This window comes from Kribbella sp. VKM Ac-2571, from assembly GCF_004362255.1.
GTDB classification, from domain to species: Bacteria; Actinomycetota; Actinomycetes; order Propionibacteriales; family Kribbellaceae; genus Kribbella; species Kribbella pratensis.
The window spans coordinates 353,332-373,612 of sequence record NZ_SNWS01000001.1 but is presented as its reverse complement, the minus strand read 5'-3'; the positions used below and the strand labels follow the sequence as shown (position 1 = coordinate 373,612).

General features: G+C 68.3%; 20 protein-coding genes. 6 read left to right on the top strand and 14 right to left on the bottom strand.

The annotated features are described in order from the left end of the window. Window positions 1-11 precede the first annotated feature (11 nt). The 6 genes from EV651_RS01855 to leuA form a co-directional block, all read right to left on the bottom strand. A complete protein-coding gene (locus tag EV651_RS01855; protein WP_133781260.1) occupies window positions 12-218 on the bottom strand; it encodes a hypothetical protein in 207 nt (68 codons plus the stop codon). Further along, entirely contained in the window at window positions 218-1,279 is a 1,062-nt protein-coding gene (locus EV651_RS01850; protein ID WP_133781258.1) for an ABC transporter ATP-binding protein, read from the bottom strand. The genes EV651_RS01855 and EV651_RS01850 overlap by 1 nt, the downstream gene beginning before the upstream one ends. After that, window positions 1,276-2,373: an ABC transporter ATP-binding protein gene (locus tag EV651_RS01845; protein ID WP_133781256.1), complete on the bottom strand. Its 1,098-nt coding sequence runs from the start codon at window positions 2,371-2,373 to the stop codon at window positions 1,276-1,278. Before EV651_RS01845 ends, EV651_RS01850 begins: the two co-directional genes overlap by 4 nt. 5 nt (window positions 2,374-2,378) lie before the next feature. Next, window positions 2,379-3,275: an ABC transporter permease gene (locus EV651_RS01840; RefSeq protein WP_133781254.1), complete on the bottom strand. Its 897-nt coding sequence runs from the start codon at window positions 3,273-3,275 to the stop codon at window positions 2,379-2,381. A 7-nt stretch (window positions 3,276-3,282) separates the two neighbouring features. Then, window positions 3,283-4,383, bottom strand: a complete 1,101-nt coding sequence (locus EV651_RS01835) for an ABC transporter permease (protein WP_238156591.1) — start codon at window positions 4,381-4,383, stop codon at window positions 3,283-3,285. A 247-nt stretch (window positions 4,384-4,630) separates the two neighbouring features. After that, the gene (leuA, locus tag EV651_RS01830) at window positions 4,631-6,304 is read right to left on the bottom strand and encodes a 2-isopropylmalate synthase (protein WP_202870146.1); all 1,674 of its coding nucleotides are present in this window, start codon (window positions 6,302-6,304) and stop codon (window positions 4,631-4,633) included. A gap of 333 nt (window positions 6,305-6,637) precedes the next feature. On the opposite strand from leuA, the gene EV651_RS01825 reads away from it, so the two are divergent. Beyond that, a complete protein-coding gene (locus tag EV651_RS01825; protein ID WP_133781250.1) occupies window positions 6,638-7,300 on the top strand; it encodes a response regulator transcription factor in 663 nt (220 codons plus the stop codon). Then, window positions 7,297-8,580, top strand: coding sequence for a cell wall metabolism sensor histidine kinase WalK (locus EV651_RS01820; RefSeq protein ID WP_133781248.1), 1,284 nt, complete (start codon window positions 7,297-7,299; stop codon window positions 8,578-8,580). Before EV651_RS01825 ends, EV651_RS01820 begins: the two co-directional genes overlap by 4 nt. Before the next feature lie 93 nt (window positions 8,581-8,673). Here EV651_RS01820 and EV651_RS01815 read toward each other — a convergent pair whose 3' ends face one another. Further along, complete coding sequence (locus EV651_RS01815) at window positions 8,674-9,924, bottom strand: DUF1501 domain-containing protein (RefSeq protein WP_133781246.1); 1,251 nt, start codon at window positions 9,922-9,924, stop codon at window positions 8,674-8,676. Between the two features lie 7 nt (window positions 9,925-9,931). Further along, the gene (locus EV651_RS01810; RefSeq protein ID WP_133781244.1) at window positions 9,932-11,281 is read right to left on the bottom strand and encodes a DUF1800 family protein; all 1,350 of its coding nucleotides are present in this window, start codon (window positions 11,279-11,281) and stop codon (window positions 9,932-9,934) included. 113 nt (window positions 11,282-11,394) lie between these two features. Here EV651_RS01810 and EV651_RS01805 point away from each other — a divergent pair, with 113 nt between their 5' ends. From EV651_RS01805 to EV651_RS01795, 3 genes are all read left to right on the top strand, one after another. Continuing rightward, window positions 11,395-12,183, top strand: a complete 789-nt coding sequence (locus EV651_RS01805) for a hypothetical protein (protein ID WP_133781242.1) — start codon at window positions 11,395-11,397, stop codon at window positions 12,181-12,183. A gap of 26 nt (window positions 12,184-12,209) precedes the next feature. Continuing rightward, window positions 12,210-12,620 (top strand): alpha/beta fold hydrolase, encoded by a 411-nt coding sequence (locus EV651_RS01800; RefSeq protein ID WP_133781240.1) that lies wholly within the window; start codon window positions 12,210-12,212, stop codon window positions 12,618-12,620. 127 nt (window positions 12,621-12,747) lie between these two features. Further along, window positions 12,748-13,167 (top strand): PPOX class F420-dependent oxidoreductase, encoded by a 420-nt coding sequence (locus EV651_RS01795; protein ID WP_133781238.1) that lies wholly within the window; start codon window positions 12,748-12,750, stop codon window positions 13,165-13,167. Between the two features lie 50 nt (window positions 13,168-13,217). Here EV651_RS01795 and katG read toward each other — a convergent pair whose 3' ends face one another. Then, a complete protein-coding gene (gene katG, locus EV651_RS01790; RefSeq protein ID WP_133781236.1) occupies window positions 13,218-15,425 on the bottom strand; it encodes a catalase/peroxidase HPI in 2,208 nt (735 codons plus the stop codon). Window positions 15,426-15,453: 28 nt separating this feature from the next. Then, on the bottom strand, window positions 15,454-15,882 hold the full coding sequence (locus EV651_RS01785) for a Fur family transcriptional regulator (RefSeq protein WP_133781234.1): 429 nt from the start codon (window positions 15,880-15,882) through the stop codon (window positions 15,454-15,456). Between the two features lie 126 nt (window positions 15,883-16,008). Here EV651_RS01785 and EV651_RS01780 point away from each other — a divergent pair, with 126 nt between their 5' ends. Then, window positions 16,009-16,995, top strand: a complete 987-nt coding sequence (locus tag EV651_RS01780; protein WP_238156590.1) for a GNAT family N-acetyltransferase — start codon at window positions 16,009-16,011, stop codon at window positions 16,993-16,995. Between the two features lie 16 nt (window positions 16,996-17,011). Here the strand turns inward: EV651_RS01780 and EV651_RS01775 are convergent, their stop codons facing one another. From EV651_RS01775 to EV651_RS01760, 4 genes are read right to left on the bottom strand one after another with little or no spacing between them, the layout of a single operon-like run. Next, on the bottom strand, window positions 17,012-17,680 hold the full coding sequence (locus EV651_RS01775; RefSeq protein ID WP_133781232.1) for a GNAT family N-acetyltransferase: 669 nt from the start codon (window positions 17,678-17,680) through the stop codon (window positions 17,012-17,014). Next, window positions 17,680-18,609, bottom strand: a complete 930-nt coding sequence (gene era / locus EV651_RS01770) for a GTPase Era (RefSeq protein WP_133781230.1) — start codon at window positions 18,607-18,609, stop codon at window positions 17,680-17,682. The genes EV651_RS01775 and era overlap by 1 nt, the downstream gene beginning before the upstream one ends. Continuing rightward, entirely contained in the window at window positions 18,593-18,925 is a 333-nt protein-coding gene (locus EV651_RS01765; RefSeq protein WP_133781228.1) for a cytidine deaminase, read from the bottom strand. The genes era and EV651_RS01765 overlap by 17 nt, the downstream gene beginning before the upstream one ends. Before the next feature lie 50 nt (window positions 18,926-18,975). After that, entirely contained in the window at window positions 18,976-20,280 is a 1,305-nt protein-coding gene (locus EV651_RS01760) for a hemolysin family protein (protein ID WP_133781226.1), read from the bottom strand. Between the last annotated feature and the right edge of the window lies 1 nt (window position 20,281).

Here is a 20,281-nt window from a genome sequence, read left to right as displayed (position 1 = left end):
TACTGGTGGGACTAACTACCGCCCTCGCGTTTTTCCCGGCGCCGGGCGATGACCACCCCGACGACGACCACCAGGCCCAGTAGCAGGCCCAAACACAAGGTGAACAAGGTGACGACGAACTCCGGGGTGCCCGGCGTCAGGGTGAGCAGCAGGACTCCGCTGGCCAGCACCAGGAACGCTGCCCAGCTGAGCGCCACTCGGCCGATCTGGGACGGCATCAGGCCCCCGGCTCATCCGGCCGTCCCCCTTCGCCGACAGCCGGTACGCCGTCGCGCGCGACCACGTGGCACGCGGCGGACTGGCCGGATCGGATCGTGACCAGCTCGGGGACCGCCCCGTCGCACAGCCCGTCCTCGAACAGCGGGCAGCGCGGGTGGAACGAGCATCCGGACGGCAGGTGCGCCAGGCTCGGAATCTCCAGGCTGCGCAGGGTTTCGCGGCCCTTGGTCTTGGTCAGGTCCGGGTCCGGCTCGGGGATCGCGTCGATCAGCGCCCGGGTGTACGGGTGCGTCGGGGCGTTGATGATCTTCGGCGTCGGCCCGAACTCGACGATCCGGCCGAGGTACATCACCGCGGTCTTGCCGCGCCAGCCGAAGTACTTCGCGATCGCCAGGTCGTGGGTGATGAACAGGAACCCGACGCCGAGGTCGTCGCGCAGCCGGCCGAGCATCGCGAGCACGCTGATCCGGATCGACACGTCCAGCATCGACGTCGACTCGTCGGCGATGATCAGCTTCGGGTCCAGCGTCAGCGCCCGGGCGACGGCGACCCGCTGCCGCTGACCGCCGGACAGCTGGTGCGGGTACTTCGACAGGTAGTTCTCGGGCGGGGTCAGATCGACCTTGGCGAGCAGCTCTGTCGCTCTCTCGGCGGCTGCCTTCTTGCTCTTCACCACTCCGTGCTTGAGCAGCGGGGCGGTGATCGTCTGCAGGATCGTCCGCGTCGGGTTGAGCGAGGCGTACGGGTCCTGGTGGACGTACTGCACGCTGCGCCGGAAGGTGGTGAAGTCGTTGCGCTTCAGCGACCAGATGTCGGTGCCGTCGAAGGCCACCTGGCCACTGGTGGGCCGGGCGAGGCCCGCAGCCATCCGGGCCGCCGTGGTCTTCCCGGAGCCGCTCTCGCCGACCAGGCAGAGCACCTCACCGGGGTTGATCGACAGGTCGATCTTGTCGACCGCGCGGATCGGGCCGGCCTTGGTGTCGAACACCTGGCTGACTCCGTCGAGTGTCATCAACGGCGTACCGACTGTGTCCTGGGGGGACAACTCCTGCGCGCTCATGATGCGGTCCCCAAGTCTTCGCTCGGCACCCTGCGTTCGAGGTGCACGTCCTTCCAGTGGATGCAGGCGGCCTCGTGGTAGTCGCCCGGCTCGTCGGTGATCGGGAACAGCGGCGGGTCGGCCTCCTTGCACTCCTCGGTCGCGTACTTACAGCGCGGACTGAACGTGCAGCCCTTCGGCAGCGCGGCCAGGCTCGGCGGCCCGCCCGGGATCGACTCCATGTCCGGCAGGTCGCCGACGATCGGCGGCACGGCCTTGATCAGCCCGAGCGTGTACGGGTGGCGCGGCTTGTAGAACATGTCCCGGACGCCGCCGGTCTCGATGATGCGACCGGCGTACATCGTGGCGACCCGGTCCGCGAGTTCGGCGGCCAGCGACAGGTCGTGGGAGATGAAGATCATCGAGAACCCGAGCCGCTCGCGCACCTCGTGCAGAACGTCGACGACGGACCGCTGGGTGAGGATGTCGAGCGCGGTGGTCGGCTCGTCGAGGATCAGTACCTCGGGTTCGAGCAGCAGGCTCATCGCGATCAGCACGCGCTGCCGCATACCGCCGGACAACTCGTGCGGATAGCTGTCCATCACCCGCGAAGGCTCCAGTCGGACGAGGCGGAGCAGCTCGCCGGCCCGGTCCTCGATCTCCTGCTTGGTGGCCTTGGTGTGCGCCCGCATCGTGTCGTGCATGTGCGCGCGGATCTTGAGCACCGGGTTGAACGCGTTCATCGCGCCCTGGAACACCATTGCCGCGTCCCGCCAGCGGAACTGGCGCAGGTCCCGGCCGTCCAGGCCGAGGACGTCGATCTCGGTACCGTCGCCGCGGTTGAAGGTCACCTTGCCGCTGGCGTGCCCGAGCCGCGGCAGCAACCGCAGCAGGCCGAGCCCGAACGTCGTCTTGCCGCAGCCGCTCTCGCCGACGAGCGCCAGGCTCTCGCCCGGGAACAGGTCGAGGTCGATGCCGCGGACCGCCTGCACCGTCGTACCGGAACCGGTCCGGTACTCGACCTTGAAGTCGCGGATGGACAGCAGCGGCTTGCCTTCGCCGCCGCGCAGCGCGCGGTCGCTGACTGCGCTGGATTTGCTGGGAGTAGTCGCCATCGGGGTCACCGGTCCCGGAGCCGCGGGTTGAGGATCTCTTCGAGGGATCTCGTCATCATCACCAGTCCGAGGAGCAGCAGGACGATCGCGAGGATCGGGCTGAGGATCCAGGCCAGACTCGCGTCGTTGAAGATGGCGCCGGCGATCCAGGCGCGGTTGAGCATGATGCCCCAGTTCGCCCCGCTCAGCGGCGCGAGCCCGAGCAGGTAGAGGCCGACCAGCTGGTAGATCGCATTCGTCACGCCGATCATGAAGTTCATCAGGATGAAGCTGGCCATGTTCGGCAGGATCTCGACGAACACCACCCTGATCGTTCCGAGGTCGAGCAACCGGGCGGCCTCGACGAACTCGCGTTCCTTCAGCGAGAACACCTGGGCGCGTACCGCCCGGGTCAGCACCGGCCAGGACAGGCCGCCGACCAGCAGCGCGAGCAGGATCGGCGAGTCGAGCTTGAAGAACGCGCCCATGACGGCGAGCAGGACGATCTGCGGGACGGTCAGGAAGACGTCGGCCAGCGTGACCACGACCGTGTCGACCCAGCCGCCGAGGTACGCCGCCAGCGACCCGAGCACGATCGCCAGCGCGGTCGAGATCGCCGCGGCGAAGAAGCCGACGAAGATCACCGTCCGGCCGCCGCCGATCATCTGGATCAGGACGTCCTTGCCCTCGTTGTCGGTGCCGAGCAGGTGCCCGGGCGAGCCGGCGGGGAGCAGGATCTCCTTGACGTTCGGTGCCACGTCGGGCAGGAAGAACGGCACGATCGCGGTGATCAGCACCAGCAGGGCGACGATCACGAAGCCGATGAAGCCCGCCGGGCTGCGGCGCAGCGAGCTCAGGATGCCCGCGAACCGGGAAACGCCGGTGGTCCCGACCGACGAGACGGGGATTGTTGCCTCGGTCATCTGATCGTCACCCCTTGCCCGTGCCGCCGACCCGGATCCGCGGATCCAGGCGGCTGTAGAGGACGTCCGCGAGCAGGTTGGCCGCTACCACCGAGATCGTGACGACCAGGAAGATCCCCTGCAGCACCGGGTAGTCGCGGCCGTTGACCGCGTTGAAGAGGCTGAAGCCGATGCCCTGGTAGCCGAAGATCTTCTCCACGAAGATCGAGCCGCCGACCACGAACCCGAGCGACACCGCGAGCTGGCTGAACAGGGGCAGTACGGCGTTGCGTCCGACGTACCCGGACCGGATCCGGTTGTCCGACAGACCGCGCGCCCGGGCGACCGTCACGTAGTCCTCGCCGAGGGTCTCCACCGTGGACGACTTCATCACCAGCGCCCAGGAGCCGACCGTCGTCAGCGCGTAGGCGAGGATCGGCAGGAACGCGTGGTAGAAGATGTCGTTCAGGAAGCTCAGGCTGAACGACGGCTCCACCCCGGGGGTGTACGAGCCGCGGGCCTCGGTCAGGTTGAACAGCTGCAGCTTCACCCCGAGGAAGACCACGATCAGAATCGCCAGGATGTAGTTCGGGATCGCGTGCAGCAGCGAGCCGATCGACGTCAGCAGATGGTCGATCCAGCTCTCCCGGCGGTAGGCCATGATCATGCCCGCCACGATGCCGACGATGAAGCTGAAGACCGTCGCGACGCCGACCGAGAACAGCGTCCACGGCAGGTAGGTCTTGATCACCTCCGCGACCGTGGTGCCGGGCGACAGCACCGAGTTGCCGAAGTCGCCGTGCAGCAGGTTGACCATGTAGGTCCCGTACTGCGACAGCACCGGGGCGTTCGGGTCGAGCGAGAAGAGGTTCTTCGCCTGTGCGGCGGCCGCCTCGTACGAGATACCGGTCTGCGCGATCTGCGTCTGGATATAGGTGTCGACCGGGTTACCGGGCAACAATCTGACCAGGAAGAACGTGCCGGTGGTGACGATGAAGACCGTCAGGACCGCCTTGAAGAGTCTTCGGACCAGCCAGGCGTTGACAAAACGCCGAGCAGCCGAGGGTCTCGGTTCGACGACCGGTCCTTCGATCAGCTTCGCCGCGGACGTGTCGACCGCACCACTCACTGCTCACCTCCACGCGACTACCAGGGAAAGCCGGTGGCGCAGACCCTCAACAGCACGAATTAGTAACGCTGTCTTGCAAGAGTCTGCGCATAGTGACGACAGTCTGCGCAACCTCGGTCACCGAGTCAACGACTTGAGGCAACGTTGAGACAACGTCGCGGACCGTGACGCAACGGTACCGGCGCGTGCAGGAATCGCCCGCCTCCGACACGGAGACGGGCGATTCGCGGTGTTGGTTCGACTACGTTCAGCGCGTGGCGCGGTTGACAGCGGACACCACGGCCTTCAACGACGCGGTGAGAATGTTGGCGTCCCGGCCGACACCCCAGAACACGTCCTCGCCGACCTCGCATTCGACGTACGCCGCGGCCAGTGCGTCACCGCCCGCGGAAAGCGCGTGCTCGTGGTAGTCCAGCACCCGTACGTCGTACTTCAGCGGCTTGATCGCGTCCACGAAGGCCGACACCGGACCGTTGCCCTCGCCAACCAGCTCGTGCGGCACACCGTTGGCATAGACCTGAACCCGGAGCTGGTCGCCCTGGCCCTCACCGGACGTCGAGTTGACGCTGAGCAGCGACAGCGGCCCCGGCGCCAGGTACTCGGCGGCGAAGATGTCCCACATCTGCTGCGGGCCGACCTCGCCGCCCTCGTTGTCGGTGTGCTGCTGGATCACCCGGCTGAACTCGATCTGCAGCCGGCGCGGCAGGTCGAGCCGGTGCTCGGACTTCATGATGTACGCGACGCCGCCCTTGCCGGACTGCGAGTTCACCCGGATCACGGCCTCGTAGCTGCGGCCGACGTCCTTCGGGTCGATCGGCAGGTACGGCGCCTCCCAGGCGATCTCGCCGACCGGCTTGCCCTCGGCCGCGGCCTGCTTGTCCAGCGCCTCCAGGCCCTTCTTGATCGCGTCCTGGTGCGAGCCCGAGAAGGCGGTGTAGACCAGGTCGCCGGCGTACGGCTGACGCTCGGGAACGCGCATCTGTGTGCAGTACTCGACCGTACGGCGGATCTCGTCGATGTCGGAGAAGTCGATCTGCGGGTCGATGCCCTGGCTGAACAGGTTCATCCCCAGCGTCACCAGGTCGACGTTGCCGGTCCGCTCACCGTGACCGAACAGGCAGCCCTCGACGCGGTCCGCGCCGGCCATCAGCGCCAGCTCGGTGGCGGCCACCGCCGTACCGCGGTCGTTGTGCGGGTGCAGGCTGATCGTGCTGTGCGCACGCCGGGTCAGGTTGCGGCCGAACCACTCGATCTGGTCGGCGTACACGTTCGGGGTGCACATCTCGACGGTGGCCGGCAGGTTCAGGATGATCTCGCGGCCCTCGGCGGGCTGCCAGACGTCACTGACCGCCTCGCACACCTCGAGCGCGAACTCCAGCTCGGTGCCGGTGAAGATCTCCGGGCTGTACTGGTACCCGAACTCGCAGTCGCCCAGGATCTCGTCGGCGTACTTCATCACGGTCTCGGTGCCGCGGACGGCGATCGTGCGGCACTCGGCCTTGTCGACGTTGAACACCACCCGGCGGAACAGCGGCGCGGTCGCGTTGTAGAGGTGGATGGTGGCCTTCGGCGAGCCTTGCAGCGACTGCACGGTGCGCTCGATCAGCTCCTCGCGCGCCTGGGTCAGCACCGAGATCGTCACGTCGTCCGGGATGACGTCGTCCTCGATCAGGCTCCGGACGAAGTCGAAGTCGTACTGGCTGGCGCTCGGGAAACCGACCTCGATCTCCTTGTAGCCCATCTTCACCAGCAGGTCGAACATCCGCCGCTTGCGGGCCGGCGACATCGGCTCGACCAGCGCCTGGTTGCCGTCGCGGAGGTCGGTGGACAGCCAGCGCGGGGTGTGGTCGACGGACTTGGCCGGCCAGGTGCGGTCGGGCAGGTCGATCGGCGGGAACGCGCGGTAGCGGTGGGTCGGCATACCGGACGGCTGCTGAACAGGCTTGGGCTGGTTCTTCGGTGCCACGGGGTTCTCCTCGAGAAGCTGTCTACTGCACAGGGTCGCTTGGACGACCGGCGTACGACAAAACTCCGCGGCGAGGGAACCGGCCTTAACAGGCCTCGCCGCGGCAGCGAAGGAGGAGAAGCTGGTGCCGCATGATGCCGATGAGTCTATGCACAACTCCCCCGGCCCGTCGAACCAGGGGTCTCGACCGGCGAGACACGGAGAGTTACGGGGCGCTCGCTGAGGATGTGCTGAGGATCCGCGTCGCGGGCTCGCGTGATGGTTCGGCGCCGGTGCGAGGATGGGCGGATGACGGCGCGAGTACTCGTGGTGGAGGACGCGGAACCGATCCGGACCGCCGTCGGGATCGCGCTGACGGAGGCGGGGTACGACGTACGGACGCAGCCTGACGGTGACGGGTTCGAACGGGAGCTGGCGACGTACCGGCCGGATCTGGTGCTGCTGGATGTGATGCTGCCCGGGCGGGACGGGTTCGAACTGCTGACGCTCGCCCGCGAGACGTCGAACGCCGGTGTGATCCTCTTGACCGCCCGCGATGCTGTCGGGGACCGTCTGCACGGGTTGCGGGCCGGCGCGGACGACTACGTGGTCAAGCCGTTCGTCCTGGCCGAGCTGATCGCCCGGGTGGAGGCGGTGCTGCGCCGGATGGGACGGCTGCGGACGGTGCTGACGGTGGGCGATCTCGAGGTGGACGTCGAGGCGCGAGCGGTACGGCGGGCCGGGACAGCGATCGAACTGACGGCGACCGAGTTCAAGCTGCTCGCGTTCCTGGCCGGACGGGACGGGAAGGTGGTCGGCAAGACGCAGCTGCTGACCGCGGTCTGGGGGTACGACGACTACGCGGACAACCTGGTCGAGGTCTACGTCAGCGGTCTCCGCCGCAAACTGGAGGCACACGGCCCGCGCCTGCTGCACACGGTCCGCGGCTCGGGGTACGTGTTGCGATCATGAACCTGTCGCTGCGGGTGCGCGTGACGTTGACTGCTATCGCCGTACTGCTGGTGGTGCTGCCGATCACCGGGCTGACGGTGAAGGCGGTGTTCGACGCGCAAGCCGAGCGCAGTCTCGACTCGCTGCTCACCGGCCGGGCGCAACTGGCGCAGCAGCTCGCTCGGCAGAACGTTGCGCCAGGCAACTTGGTACGGCGGGTGGACGCGGACGGGGTCCGGGTGACGCTGATCCTGCGCAACGGGCGGCAGTTCGGTGCACCGCCGATCGATCCGGGTGAGACCGTCCGGCAGGTGAAGGCAACGCTGCAGGCCGGCCAGCAGACCAAGGGCGCGACGCTGTTGCTGTCCGCCGACACCGGATTGCTGGCCGACGCGAGCGCCCGACTGCGGAACGTTCTGCTGATCTCCGGCGGGCTCGCGATCCTGATCACCGCGCTCGCGTTGGTGATCGGGATGCGGTTCGCGTTGGCGCCGTTGGACGCGATGACCGGGTTGGCGCGGTCGATCGCGGCGGGACGGCGGGGCGGACGGTTGCAACCGTCGCGCGCGGACACCGAACTCGGCCGCACCGCAACCGCCTTCGACGAAATGCTCGATGCTCTCGAAGGCGCTGAGGGTGCGGCGCGGCGATCGGAAGACCGGATGCGAGAGTTCGTCGCCGATGCCGCCCACGAACTGCGCACTCCGGTCGCCGGTCTTCAAACCGCTGCCGAAACCCTGATCCAGCTAGGTCCGGAGGCGTCGGCCGCGCAACGTGAGGAACTCGAGCTGTTGTTGGTCCGCGAGTCCCGTCGCGCCGGCACGCTCGTCTCCGACCTGCTCGAACTCAGCCGCATCGACGCCGGGCTCCAGCTACATCTGGCGCCTGTGGACCTCCGCGACCTCGCCGAGGCTCAGGCGGCTCGCCTTCGCTTGGTCGCACCCGATGTTCGCGTCGAGATCGTCGGCTCGGCGACCGTCACCGCCGACGCCGACCGACTCACCCAAGTCCTCACCAATCTCGTCGACAATGCCCGCCAGGCCGGCGCCCATACGCTGCGCATCACAGTTGCTCCCACCGGCGTACGCGTCGAGGACGACGGTCCCGGCGTACCGCCGCCCGCCCGCGACCGCATCTTCGCCCGCCTCGTCCACGGCCCCCACAGCAAAGGCGCCGGCCTGGGCCTCGCGATCGCCCGCGGCGTAGCCCGAGCCCACGGCGGCGACCTGACCGTCACCGACCGCCCCGACGGCCACCAAGGCGCCGCCTTCCACCTCCACCTCCCACCCACCACCACCTGATCCGCCATCCCCGCCCACCTTCAAAGGCCACTTTGTGCACCAGATCCGTACGTCGCGCGTTCCGCCGTACGGATCTGGTGCACAAAGTCCGCTTCAGGCTCGGAGGAGGTTGTTGATGGTGGTGGTGTGGTTGGCGAGGATTCGGGCTGGGTCTGCGCCCAGGACGTGCTGGAGGACTGTGGCGTAGACGTCACGGAAGTCGGTGGTGGACTTCAGGTCGCCGTTCGACAGGTCGGTCAGGCTGGGCTGTTCGCCGTAGAAGCCGCCGGTCACCTTCTCGCCGAGGACGAAGACCGGGCCGGCCGTGCCGTGGTCGGTGCCGTCGCTGCCGTTCGCCTGCACCCGGCGGCCGAACTCCGAGTACACGAGGACGACCGCGTTCTTCCCACGGTCGGTCCGCTGTAGCCGCTGCACGAACGGCGTCAGCGCCCCGTCGAGCTCGGTCAGCAACCGCTGCTGGGTGCCGCGTTCGTCCGCATGCGTGTCGAAGCCGCCGAGCGACGCGGAGTACGCCCGCGTCGGCACTCCCGCCTCGATCAGCCCGGCGATCAGTTCGAGTTGCGCGCCGAGCTGCGAAGCGCCGCCCGCGGACGCACCCTTCGTGCGCTCCTCGTCGTCTTCGTCTTCCTGCTCATGACCGCCCCGAACCGCCTTCCCCAGCACCTGCGTCGCGTTCTGCAGATCCTGCACCGACTTGGCCGCTCGCGCCTGCCAATGCCCCTCGCCCGGACTCGGTTTGCCCAGCGCCGCGTACGCCGTACCCAACGCACCACCAGGCAACGCCAACCCGCGCAACGGCAGTGATGCCGCGGCCGTGGTCTCGCCGGCGAGCAACGGCGGCAGGGTCGGCTCGACGGAGACCGCCCGCAGCGGGTCCGCTCCGGTCGCGTCCAGCCAGCGGCCGAGCCACCCGGTCGGTACCGGTGACTTCGGCGACGCCGTCTGCCAGATCGCCATCGACCGGAAGTGACTGCGATCGGGCTCCGGATAGCCGACGCCGCGCACGATCGCGAGCCGCTTGCTGTCCCACAACCCCTTCAGGCCCTTCATCCCCGGGTTCAGTCCGAGTCCGTCGCCGAGGTCGAGCACGTCGTCGCCCGCGTACGCCAGGTCCGGCCGAGCCTTCTGGTACGCCGGGTCCGCCGCCGGGACGACCGTGTTGAGTCCGTCGTTGCCGCCGTACAACGTGATCACGACCAGCACCGCCTGATCACTCGGCAGCGGATCGTCGACGGCCGCGGCCATCAGGTCGGACCAGTTCACTTGAGTCGCCCCGGCCGCCAGCGCACCTGCCCCGGTCACCCCGCTGAGTGCCAGGAACCGCCGTCTCGTCAGATTGTCCACAATTCTCCTATCCGCTCACGACGTACTCAGGTGCGCACGCCGCCACCGCGGTCAGCTGCACTGGATCCTTCACACCGGCCAGCGCCGACCGGGTCCGCTGCGACCAACTGTCGACACCGAGCAGCGCGCCGACCGCGCTCACTCGATCGGTTGCGTTGTCGACAATCGACAGGTCGGCCTTCTTCGCCAACTGCTGCGCGAGCTGCAGCCGCGTCACACCGGCCGACGTGGTCAGCCAGCTCGCACCGGCCGGCCAGCCGCCGACACTCGGCGGGCGGTACGGCAACTGGCCCATTCCCCGCAGCCCGGCGAGCAACTTGGTCTGCTCCTTCTCGGCCAGCTTCCCCGGCCGGACGCGGAGCGCCCGCAGCAACCCGACCGCCCACTCCACCGGCTGCTTCACCAGACTGGCCGACGGATCACGGAACCCCGCCTCACCAACCATTGCCGTCAGCAACGACCGCACATCCCGGCTGCTGCCGTACGCCGTACTCAGCCGGGCGACCGTGGCCGCATCGGGTGGCGTCGCCGACACCAACCGGAACCACAACCGCCCGATCACGAACGCGGCCGACGCGGGCTGCGCCAACGCGAGCGCCGCGAAATCCTTCGCGTCGAAATCGCCGGTCCTGCCGAGCACCGTCTTCGTCCCGGAGTCGAACCGCCGGCGCTGGAACGTCGCGCCGTCTTCCCGCAGCACCCACCCGGTCAGGCAGCGCGCGCCCTGTGCCACATCGGCTTCCTGGTAGTGGCCGATGCCCAGCGTGAACAGCTCCATGAACTCGCGGGCCAGGTTCTCGTTCGGCGAGCCCTTGCGGTTTCGTTGACCATCCAGCCAGCGGATCGTGGCATTGTCGACAATCATCGCCTGCGCGAGGTCGCCGAACCGGCCGAGGGCGAGCCGGCGCTGGGTCTGGTTCTGCGCCAGCATCCAGGCCGCGTTGCGGACCTTCTGGTTGCTGGTCGCGAAGTGCCCGTGCCAGAACCAGGTCAGCCGCTCCCCCGCGGTCCGGCTCACAACCATCCGATCGAGCCACCACAGCGTCAGTTTCCGTTCCTGCGCAGCCCGCTGCCGATTAGCAGCCTTCTTCGCGTCCTTGTCCTGCTTGTCCTGCTTGTCCTGCTTGTCCTGCTTGTCCTGCTTGTCCTGCTTGTCCTGCTTGTCCTGCTTGTTCGGGTTCGCCGGCGGTTCGAGGCCGGTCGGTACGGCGATCGCCGCCGCGGCCGCATCCGCGCCCGGACCGAGCAGGCGCCGTACCGTCGCGTCGACACCGGCCTCCAGGTCGCCCGGCGCCGAGCCGAAGCTCAGGCGATCGTTCAGCCGCCGCACGACGGCTCTCTCACTGATCCCGGTCATGCTCCCGATCGTGTCCGGCGCACGCCTGCCGGGCCAGGATCCGGCGGCCTTCTTCAGCGGATCCACAGGTTCGAGTAGACAGCGTCTATCAACCTCATGTAGACACTGTCTACGTGATCGCCCTCGGCCTGCTGACGGCTTCCGCCGCCTGCCACGCGGCCTGGAACCTGCTACTCAAACGCACTGGCCCAGGCGGTCCGGCGTTCGTCTGGCTCTGCGGCCTGCTGACACTGCCCGTCTCGATCGTCCTGCTCGTTCGCGGCCCTCTCACGACGGTCTGGTGGGCCGGCGTGGTGAGCATGGCGCTACACACGACGTACGCCGTCACGCTGCAGAAGGCCTACGCGCTCGGGGAGTTCTCGACTGTGTACCCGATCAGCCGGGGCACCGCGCCGGCGCTGGTGACGATCGCCGCAGTGCCGCCACATCCGCAGGTGTACGTCGGCGCCGCCTTGGTGCTGACCGGCGTACTCATCCTGGATCCACCACGTTCACAGCGGCGCAGCGTGGCGCTCGGGCTGGCGGTGGCGATGGCGGTGGCGGGATGTACGGCGGCCTACACGTTGTGGGATGCGTTTGCGGTCGACTCGTTGCAGGTCGACGTGCTCTCGTACCTGGCCGTTGCGAACGTGGCGCAGATCGTCGTGTTGTCGACAATCGTCCGCGACGTCCGCGGCGCGGCCCGGCACTGGCGGACCGCCGTACCGATCGCGGTGTTGATGCCGGCCAGTTACGGGTTGGTGCTCCTGGCGTTGTCGTTCGCGTCGGTCGGCACGGTGGCGGTCGGCCGGACGCTGAACGTCGTCCTGGGCGCACTACTCGGCGCAGTCGTTCTCCGCGAGCGGCCGCGCGTCGCGGGACTGGTCGTTGTGGTGGCCGGCGTACTTCTGGTGAGTGTTTGAGGGGAGCGTTCAATGAGAGATCTGGTGTGTTTGCACGCAGGTACGAGTGGACCGTCGACGTGGGACCGCTTCGTACCCGAGTTCGAGGCGTTGGGGTACCGGGTGCATCGTCCGACGTTGCTGGGCCACGGCACAACGCCCCGCGACGCCGCCCGTACCGGCTCGACGACTTCCGCGACCAGGTACTGGGTGAACTCGACGGCCTGGACCACCGGACGATTGTCGGCAATTCGCTCGGAGCGTTCGTGGCGAGTGCTGTCGCGATGGCGGATCCCGATCGTGTCGACAGCCTGGTCCTGGAGGAACTCCCGGTCCCGCCACGGGACGCCGCAGACACCGCAGACACCGCAGACACCGCACCAACCACGCGCGCGATGCCCGCGCTAGCACTGCTAGCGGCCGGTTGGCTCACGAGGCGCAGGTGCGACCCGCCCTGATGCCCTCGGCAACCATCAGCACGATCGAGGCCGGTCACCGTATCCACACCCACGCACCCGAACTCTGGCTGGCCATGGTCCGGACGTTCCTTGCCTTCAAGAGCGCTTGAATTCCTAAGCTTGCGGCATGACGGAAACTCTCCTCGACCGGATCGGGACACACGGGCTCGGCGTGCTGGTCACGATCAAGCGGGACGGCCGGCCGCAGCTGTCCAACATCACCTATGTGTTCGACGGCGAACGCGTCCGGATCTCGCTCACCGATGGCCGCGCCAAGACCAAGAACCTGCGCCGCGACCCGCGCGCCAGCCTGTACGTCAACGGCCCGAACGGCCGCTCGTACCTCGTCCTGGAAGGCAAGGCCGAGCTCAGCCCGGTCGCCGCCGAGCCGTACGACGCGGTGGTCGAGGATCTCGTCGACTACTACCGGACTGCGTCCGGCGAACACCCGGACTGGGACGAGTACCGCGCGGTGATGGTCCAGGACAAGCGGCTGATGTTCTCGATGACCGTCGACCACGCCTACGGCATGCCGGCACCGTCCTGAACAAACGTTCCGGGCCCGCCCCCTGAGGAGCGGGCCCGGAACGCGGCACTTCAGCGCAGATCGAAGCGGTCGAGCTCCATGACCTTGGTCCAGGCGGCGACGAAGTCCTTGACGAACTTCTCCTGGGCATCGGCGCTCGCGTAGACCTCGGACAGCGAGCGCAGCTGCGAGTTCGACCCGAAGATCAGGTCGGCCGCCGTCGCGGTCCACTTCAGCTCGCCGGTCGCGGCATCCCGGATCTCGAACAGGTTCTCGTCGGACTCCGACGCCCGCCACTCGGATCCCGGTGCCAGCAGATTGACGAAGAAGTCGGTCGACAGGGTGTCAGTCCTGTCGGTGAAGACGCCGTGCTTCGCGTTGCCGACGTTCGCACCGAGCGCCCGGAGGCCGCCGACCAGAACGGTCATCTCCGGACTCGTGAGCGTCAGCATGTACGCGCGGTCCAGCAGCAGCGTCTCCGGCGACAACTTCTCCCCGGCCCGCAGGTAGTTCCGGAACCCGTCGGCCCGCGGCTCGAGGACGCCGAACGACTCGACGTCGGTCTGCTCCTGCGTCGCGTCGGTCCGGCCGGGGTGGAACGGAACGGTGACGTCCTGACCGGCGTTCTTCGCCGCCCGCTCGACCGCCGCGTTGCCCCCGAGCACGATCAGGTCGGCGAGCGACACGCGCTTGCCACCCGGCTGCGACGCGTTGAAGTCCTGCTGGATCCGCTCCAGGGTCTCCAGGACCTTCGCCAGCTCGGCCGGCTCGTTGCACTCCCAGCTGCGCTGCGGCTCGAGCCGGATCCGCGCGCCGTTCGCGCCGCCGCGTTTGTCGGTCCCGCGGAAGCCGGCCGCGGACGCCCACGCCGTGGACACCAACTGCCGCACCGACAATCCGGAACCGAGGACCTTCTCCTTGAGCGCCGCGATGTCAGCGTCGTCGATCAGCTCGTGGTCGACCGCCGGGACCGGGTCCTGCCACAGCTGCGGCGACGGGACCCATGGACCGAGGAAGCGCGAGACCGGACCCATGTCACGGTGCAGCAACTTGTACCAGGCCTTCGCGAACGCGAGTGCGAACTCGTCGGGGTTCTCGAAGAAGCGTCGCGAGATCGGGCCGTAGACCGGGTCGAACCGCAGCGCGAGGTCGGTCGTCAGCATGGTCGGACGGTGCTTCTTCGACGCGTCGTGCGCGTCCGGCACCGACTCGCCGGCGTCCTTGGCGACCCACTGCTTGGCGCCGGCCGGGCTCTGCGTCAGCTCCCATTCGTGGCCGAACAGGTTCTCGAAGAAGCCGTTGCCCCACCGGGTCGGCGTACTCGTCCAGGTCACCTCGAGCCCGCTGGTGATCGCGTCGCCGGCCTTGCCGGTCCCGTAGCTGCTCGCCCAGCCGAGCCCTTGGGCCTCGAGCGGCGCCGCCTCGGGCTCCGGACCGACGCTCTCCGCGGGTCCGGCGCCGTGAGTCTTGCCGAACGTGTGGCCGCCGGCGATCAGCGCGACGGTCTCCTCGTCGTTCATCGCCATCCGGCCGAACGTCTCGCGGATGTCGCGGGCCGCGGCCAGCGGGTCCGGGTTGCCGTTCGGGCCTTCCGGGTTGACGTAGATCAGGCCCATCTGGACCGCACCGAGCGGGCCACCCAGCTCGCGGTCGCCGCTGTACCGCTCGTCGCCGAGCCAGGTGTCCTCCGGACCCCAGTAGATCTCTTCCGGCTCCCAGACGTCCTCCCGTCCGAACCCGAAGCCGAAGGTCTTGAACCCCATGTCCTCGAGGGCCACGTTGCCGGCCAGGACGAGCAGGTCGGCCCACGAGACCTTCCGGCCGTACTTCTGCTTCACCGGCCAGAGCAGCCGGCGGGCCTTGTCCAGGTTCGCGTTGTCGGGCCAGCTGTTCAGCGGCGCGAACCGCTGCGCCCCGTCGCCCGCGCCGCCGCGGCCGTCCTCGATCCGGTACGTGCCGGCCGCGTGCCAGCTCATCCGGATGAACAGCGGTCCGTAGTGCCCGAAGTCCGCGGGCCACCAGTCCTGCGACGTCCGCATCACCTCGGCGAGATCGCGCTTGAGCTCGTCGACGTCGAGCTTGCTGAACTCCTCGGCGTAGTCGAAGTCCTCCGCCATCGGATTCGACTTCGCCGCGTGCGGGTGCAGGATCGTCAGGTCCAGCTGGTTCGGCCACCAGTCCCGGTTGCTGCGCGGCCGGCTGACAGTCGGCTCCGGGGAGTCGATGGCAGGGTTCTCGCTCTCACTGCCGTGCTGGGTAACGCCGGGTGTGTCGGACATGCTCAACCTCTCGGTGCGATTGCTGATGTCAGGAAGTGCCGGCGGCACAGGTCGGGCACAGGCCCCAGTACACGACCTCGGCCTCGTCGACGACGAAACCCCGGTCGTCGGACGCGGTGAGGCAGGGCGCGTGCCCGACCGCACAGTCGACGTCGACGATGGCGCCGCAGGACCGGCAGACCAGGTGGTGGTGGTTGTCCCCCACCCGCGCCTCGTAGCGGGCCACCGAACCGGCCGGCTGGATCCGCCGGACCAGGCCGGCGTCGGCCAGTGCGCGGAGTACGTCGTACACCGCTTGATGGGACACGTCGGGCAACTCGTCCCGGGTGGCCCGGATGATCCCGTCGGTGTCGGCATGCGGATGCTGGTGCACGGCTCGCAGTACCGCCATCCGGGGACGGGTGACCCGGAGCGCGGCCGTCCGTAGCACCTGCTCGAGTTCGGACTCGATGGCCACGTTCGCGAGTCTTCTCCGCAGTCTGGAATCAGTCAAGAGTGCCCGGATTACGGTGTGCCGCGCCGGACGAGATCCTCCGGGGATAAACCAGTCGCGGTAACCGGGGGTCTCGGTGGACCCTGAGGCGTGGAGATCACCAAACTGTCAGCCGACGACGAGGTCGGATGCGCCGAGGCCGTCGCTGTGGACTCGGCCGGCTGGAAGCTGGACTGTCCCGAGATGGTGCAGCACACGCCGCGGAGTTTCGCGAACATGCTGCGCTACGGCTGGGACCTGGAACCGCCGCAGGCCTTCCTGGCCCGCGAGGACGGGACGCCGGTCGGGCTGCTCACGGTCAACGTGCCGGAGTACGACAACACCAACCAGACCTGGCTCGACGTCAAGGTCCATCCCGATCACCGCGGCCGCGGCATCGGGTCGGCGCTGGTCGGGTACGGCGAGAACCTGACCCGTGAACTCGGCCGGAACGTGGTCGGCTTCGGCGGACTCGACCTGCCGAAGGCGGAGGCGTTCGCCCAGCGGCACGCGTTCGAGCAGAAGGCGATCGAGGTCAACCGGCGACAGGACCTGTCCGGGCTGGACTGGGGCGTCGTCCAGCGGCTGTACGACGAGGCGGTGGCGGCGTCGTCGGCGTACGAGCTGGTGAGGTTCACGGGGTCGCTGCCTGACGACATGCTGGACGGCATGGTCGCGGTGACCGAGTCGATCAACGACGCGCCGAGGGACGACCTCGACGTCGACGACGACGTGTACAGCCCGGAGCGGATCCGGGCGTACGAGGAGGCCCAGGCGAAGAGCGACCGCACGATCTACCGGGTGGTCGCCCGTCGGAAGGACACCGGCGACCTGGCCGGCCACACGGTCATCGCGGTCGAGCGGGAGCGCCCGCACCTCGGCGAGCAGCACGACACCGCGGTGTCCCGCGACCATCGCGGTCACCGGCTCGGAGCGCTGCTCAAGTCCGCGATGCTGCTCTGGTTGCGCGACGAGGAGCCGGCGCTGACCCAGATCGACACCTGGAACGCCGAGTCCAACAACCACATGATCGGCATCAACGAGCAGCTCAACTACAAGATCGTCTCCCGGTTCCTGATCTACCAGAAGTCGGTCTAGCCGTCCCCGAGCTGAGCTAGACGGCCTCGACGACCGTCACCTTCATCTCGTTGGTGAGGGTGAAGCCGAGGGAGTTGTAGAGGCGGATCGCGTTGGTGTTGCCGCCGCCGGTGTGGAGGAACGGGGCCTGGCCGGCCGCGGTGATGTGCGCGGCGACCGCGCGGATCAGCCGGCTGGCGAGGCCTTGGCCCTGGTACGACGGATGCGTGCAGACTGCGCTGATCTCTGTGTAGCCAGGAAGCGCGAACCGCGTACCGGCCATCGCGATCAGCTCGCCGTCACGGCGTACGCCGATGAACGTGCCGAGCTCGATCGTGCGGCTCCGGAACGGGCCGGGGTCGGTGAGCGCGACGAGCGAAAGCATCTCGGGTACGTCGTCGACGCCGAGGACGACCGCCTCCGGGTCAGCGGCCGGCAGCGATTCGGGCGCGTGGAACTGGAGCAGATCGATCTCCAGCTCCACCTTGAAGCTGTCCGGCACCGCCAGGGCCGGGCGCATCAGCGCACCGGTCGTACCGGACCCGAGCAGGGCGGCCGCGTCGGCCCAGTCCTGCTCGGTCGGTACGTCGGGCAGCGCGAGGAACGGCGCCATCGCGGGCGGATAACGCCGGACGTTGCCGCGGCTCTCGGCGAACGGGGCGTGCACGCCGGTCAGAGCGGCGTACACGGGATTGCGCAGGTTCATCAGAACCCCAGTTTGCGCAGGTTCTTCGCGTCTGTCTGCCAGTTTTTCGCGATCTTGACGTGCAGGTCGAGGTACACCGGCGTACCGAGCAGGGCCTCGATCTGCCGCCGGGCCGCCGCGCCGACCTCGCGCAGCCGGGCACCCTTGTGGCCGATCACGATGCCCTTCTGGCTTTCCCGCTCCAGGAAGATGTTCGCGTACACGTCCAGTAGCGGCTTGTCCTCCGGCCGGTCCTCGCGCAGCCCCATCTCGTCGATCGTGACCGCGATCGAGTGCGGAAGCTCGTCCCGGACACCCTCGAGCGCCGCTTCGCGGATCAGCTCCGCGACCAGCGTCTCCTCGGGCTCGTCGGTGATGTCACCGTCCGGATAGAGCGGAAAACCGGAAGGCAGCAGCTTGACGAGCTCGTCGGCGACCAGATCGACCTGGTACCCGGACGTCGCGGACACCGGTACGATCGACGCCCACTCGATGCCGGACGACTCGCCGAGCGCCTGGATGTCGGCCAGATGCTCGACCATCCGCTCGGGTTCGACAAGGTCGGCCTTGGTGGCGAGCGCGACCTTCGGCGTCTTCGCGACCTTCGCCGCCTCGGCCGCCAGGAAACGGTCGCCCGGGCCGATCTTGTCGCTGGCCGGCAGACAGACCGCGATCACGTCTACCTCGGCCCAGGTGGTCTTCACCAGATCGTTCAGCCGCTCACCGAGCAGCGTGCGCGGCTTGTGCAGACCGGGTGTGTCCACCAGGATCAGCTGCGCATCGGGCCGGTGCACGATCCCGCGGACAGCGTGCCGCGTGGTCTGCGGCTTCGACGACGTGATGACGATCTTCTTGCCCACCAGGGCGTTGGTGAGGGTGGACTTGCCCGCGTTCGGCCGGCCGACGAAGCAGGCGAAACCCGCTTTGAAGTTCTCAGGTGTGGACGACATCGCGGACCTCTCCAGTGCCAAGGGCAAGTACTACGGGAATGTTGGCGCCGGCGAAGTGCCGGACGACGCCCACATCGGCGGATTCGGACTCGGTGACCACGGCGGCCGCCTCGAGACCTTTCACCCCGGACGCGAGCGCCATCGCCACCGCCAGCTGCAGCGCGGTCAGCTCGACCGTGTCGAGCGCGACCGTGCAGGCGGAGTACGTCCGCCCGTCGGAGTCCCGTACGGCGGCTCCTTCAGCGGCCCGCGTCCGTGCACGGGCAGCGCGGGCGAGCGTGACGAGTTTGGCGTCCTCCGCCGAAAGGTCTGACAAGAAAAGCTCCAAAAGTTCAAGGAAGGAGGCGGGGTGGGGTGGGTCCTAGGTCAGGCGTGTTGGTGGTTCTGGTCCTGCGGGGCAGGAGTCGGCTCCTCGCGCCGTACGAGAACCGTACCGACCTGGTTGCGGCGGCCGGACGGCCGCTCCGCGGTCAGCGACAGACCTTCGATCCCCACCTCGGCGCCGGGGATCGGCACCTTGCCGAGCAGTTTGGCCATCAGGCCGCCGACGGTGTCGACGTCGTCGTCGTCCAGGGGTACGCCGAACAGCTCGCCCAGCTCGTCGATCGGCAACCGGCTCGACACCCGGTACGCGCCGTCGGACAGTTGCTGCACCGAGTCCGGGTCCTCGTCGTACTCGTCGGTGATCTCGCCGACGATCTCTTCCAGGATGTCCTCGATGGTGACCAGGCCGGCCGTTCCGCCGTACTCGTCGACGACGATCGCGACGTGCATCCGGGCCGCCTGCATCTCCCGGAGCAGCTCGTCGACCGGTTTGGAGTCCGGGATGTACATGCACCGCCGCATCACCGACTCGACCCGCTCGGTCGACTCGGCCTGGGCGTTGTCGTACACCCGGCGCATCACGTCCTTGAGGTAGACGACGCCGACGATGTCGTCGAGCGACTCGCCGATCACCGGGATCCGCGAGTACCCGGAGCGCAGCGCCAGCGACGTGAGCTGGCGGAGCTTCTTGTGCCGCTCGATGTAGACCATGTCCGTGCGCGGGACCATCACCTCGCGGACGATGGTGTCGCCGAGTTCGAACACCGAGTGGATCATCTGCCGCTCGCCGGACTCGATCACCGCGGACTTCTCCGCGTAGTCGACCAGCGCCCGCAGCTCGGCCTCGGTCGCGAACGGGCCCTCGGCGAACCCCTTGCCCGGGGTCAGCGCGTTGCCGATCAGGATCAGGAACTTCGGCAGCGGCCCGAGGATCCGGGTCAGCGCCATCACCGGGCCGGCCGACATGATCGCGAACCGGTCCGAGTGCTGGCGGCCGAGCGTCCGCGGCGCGACCCCGATGATCACGTACGAGATCAGCACCATCACCACGGCCGTGATCAGCACGTGCTGCCAGGTCACCTCGAGGACGCCGGACAGCGCCTGGGTGACCAGCACGATCGCGGTGATCTCGCAGATCAGCCGGAGCAGGAGCAGCGAGTTCAGGTACCGCGGGGCGTCGGACAGCAGGTCACGCAGCCGGACCGCCCGCAGGTTGCCCAGCTCGACCTGCTCGTTCGCCCGCACCTTCGAGTACGACGACAGCGCCGCCTCGGCCCCGGCAAGCAGCCCGGCCAGCAGAACGAGCACCACGGCCACAACCAGAAGAACAAGGTCGTGGGAAGTCATC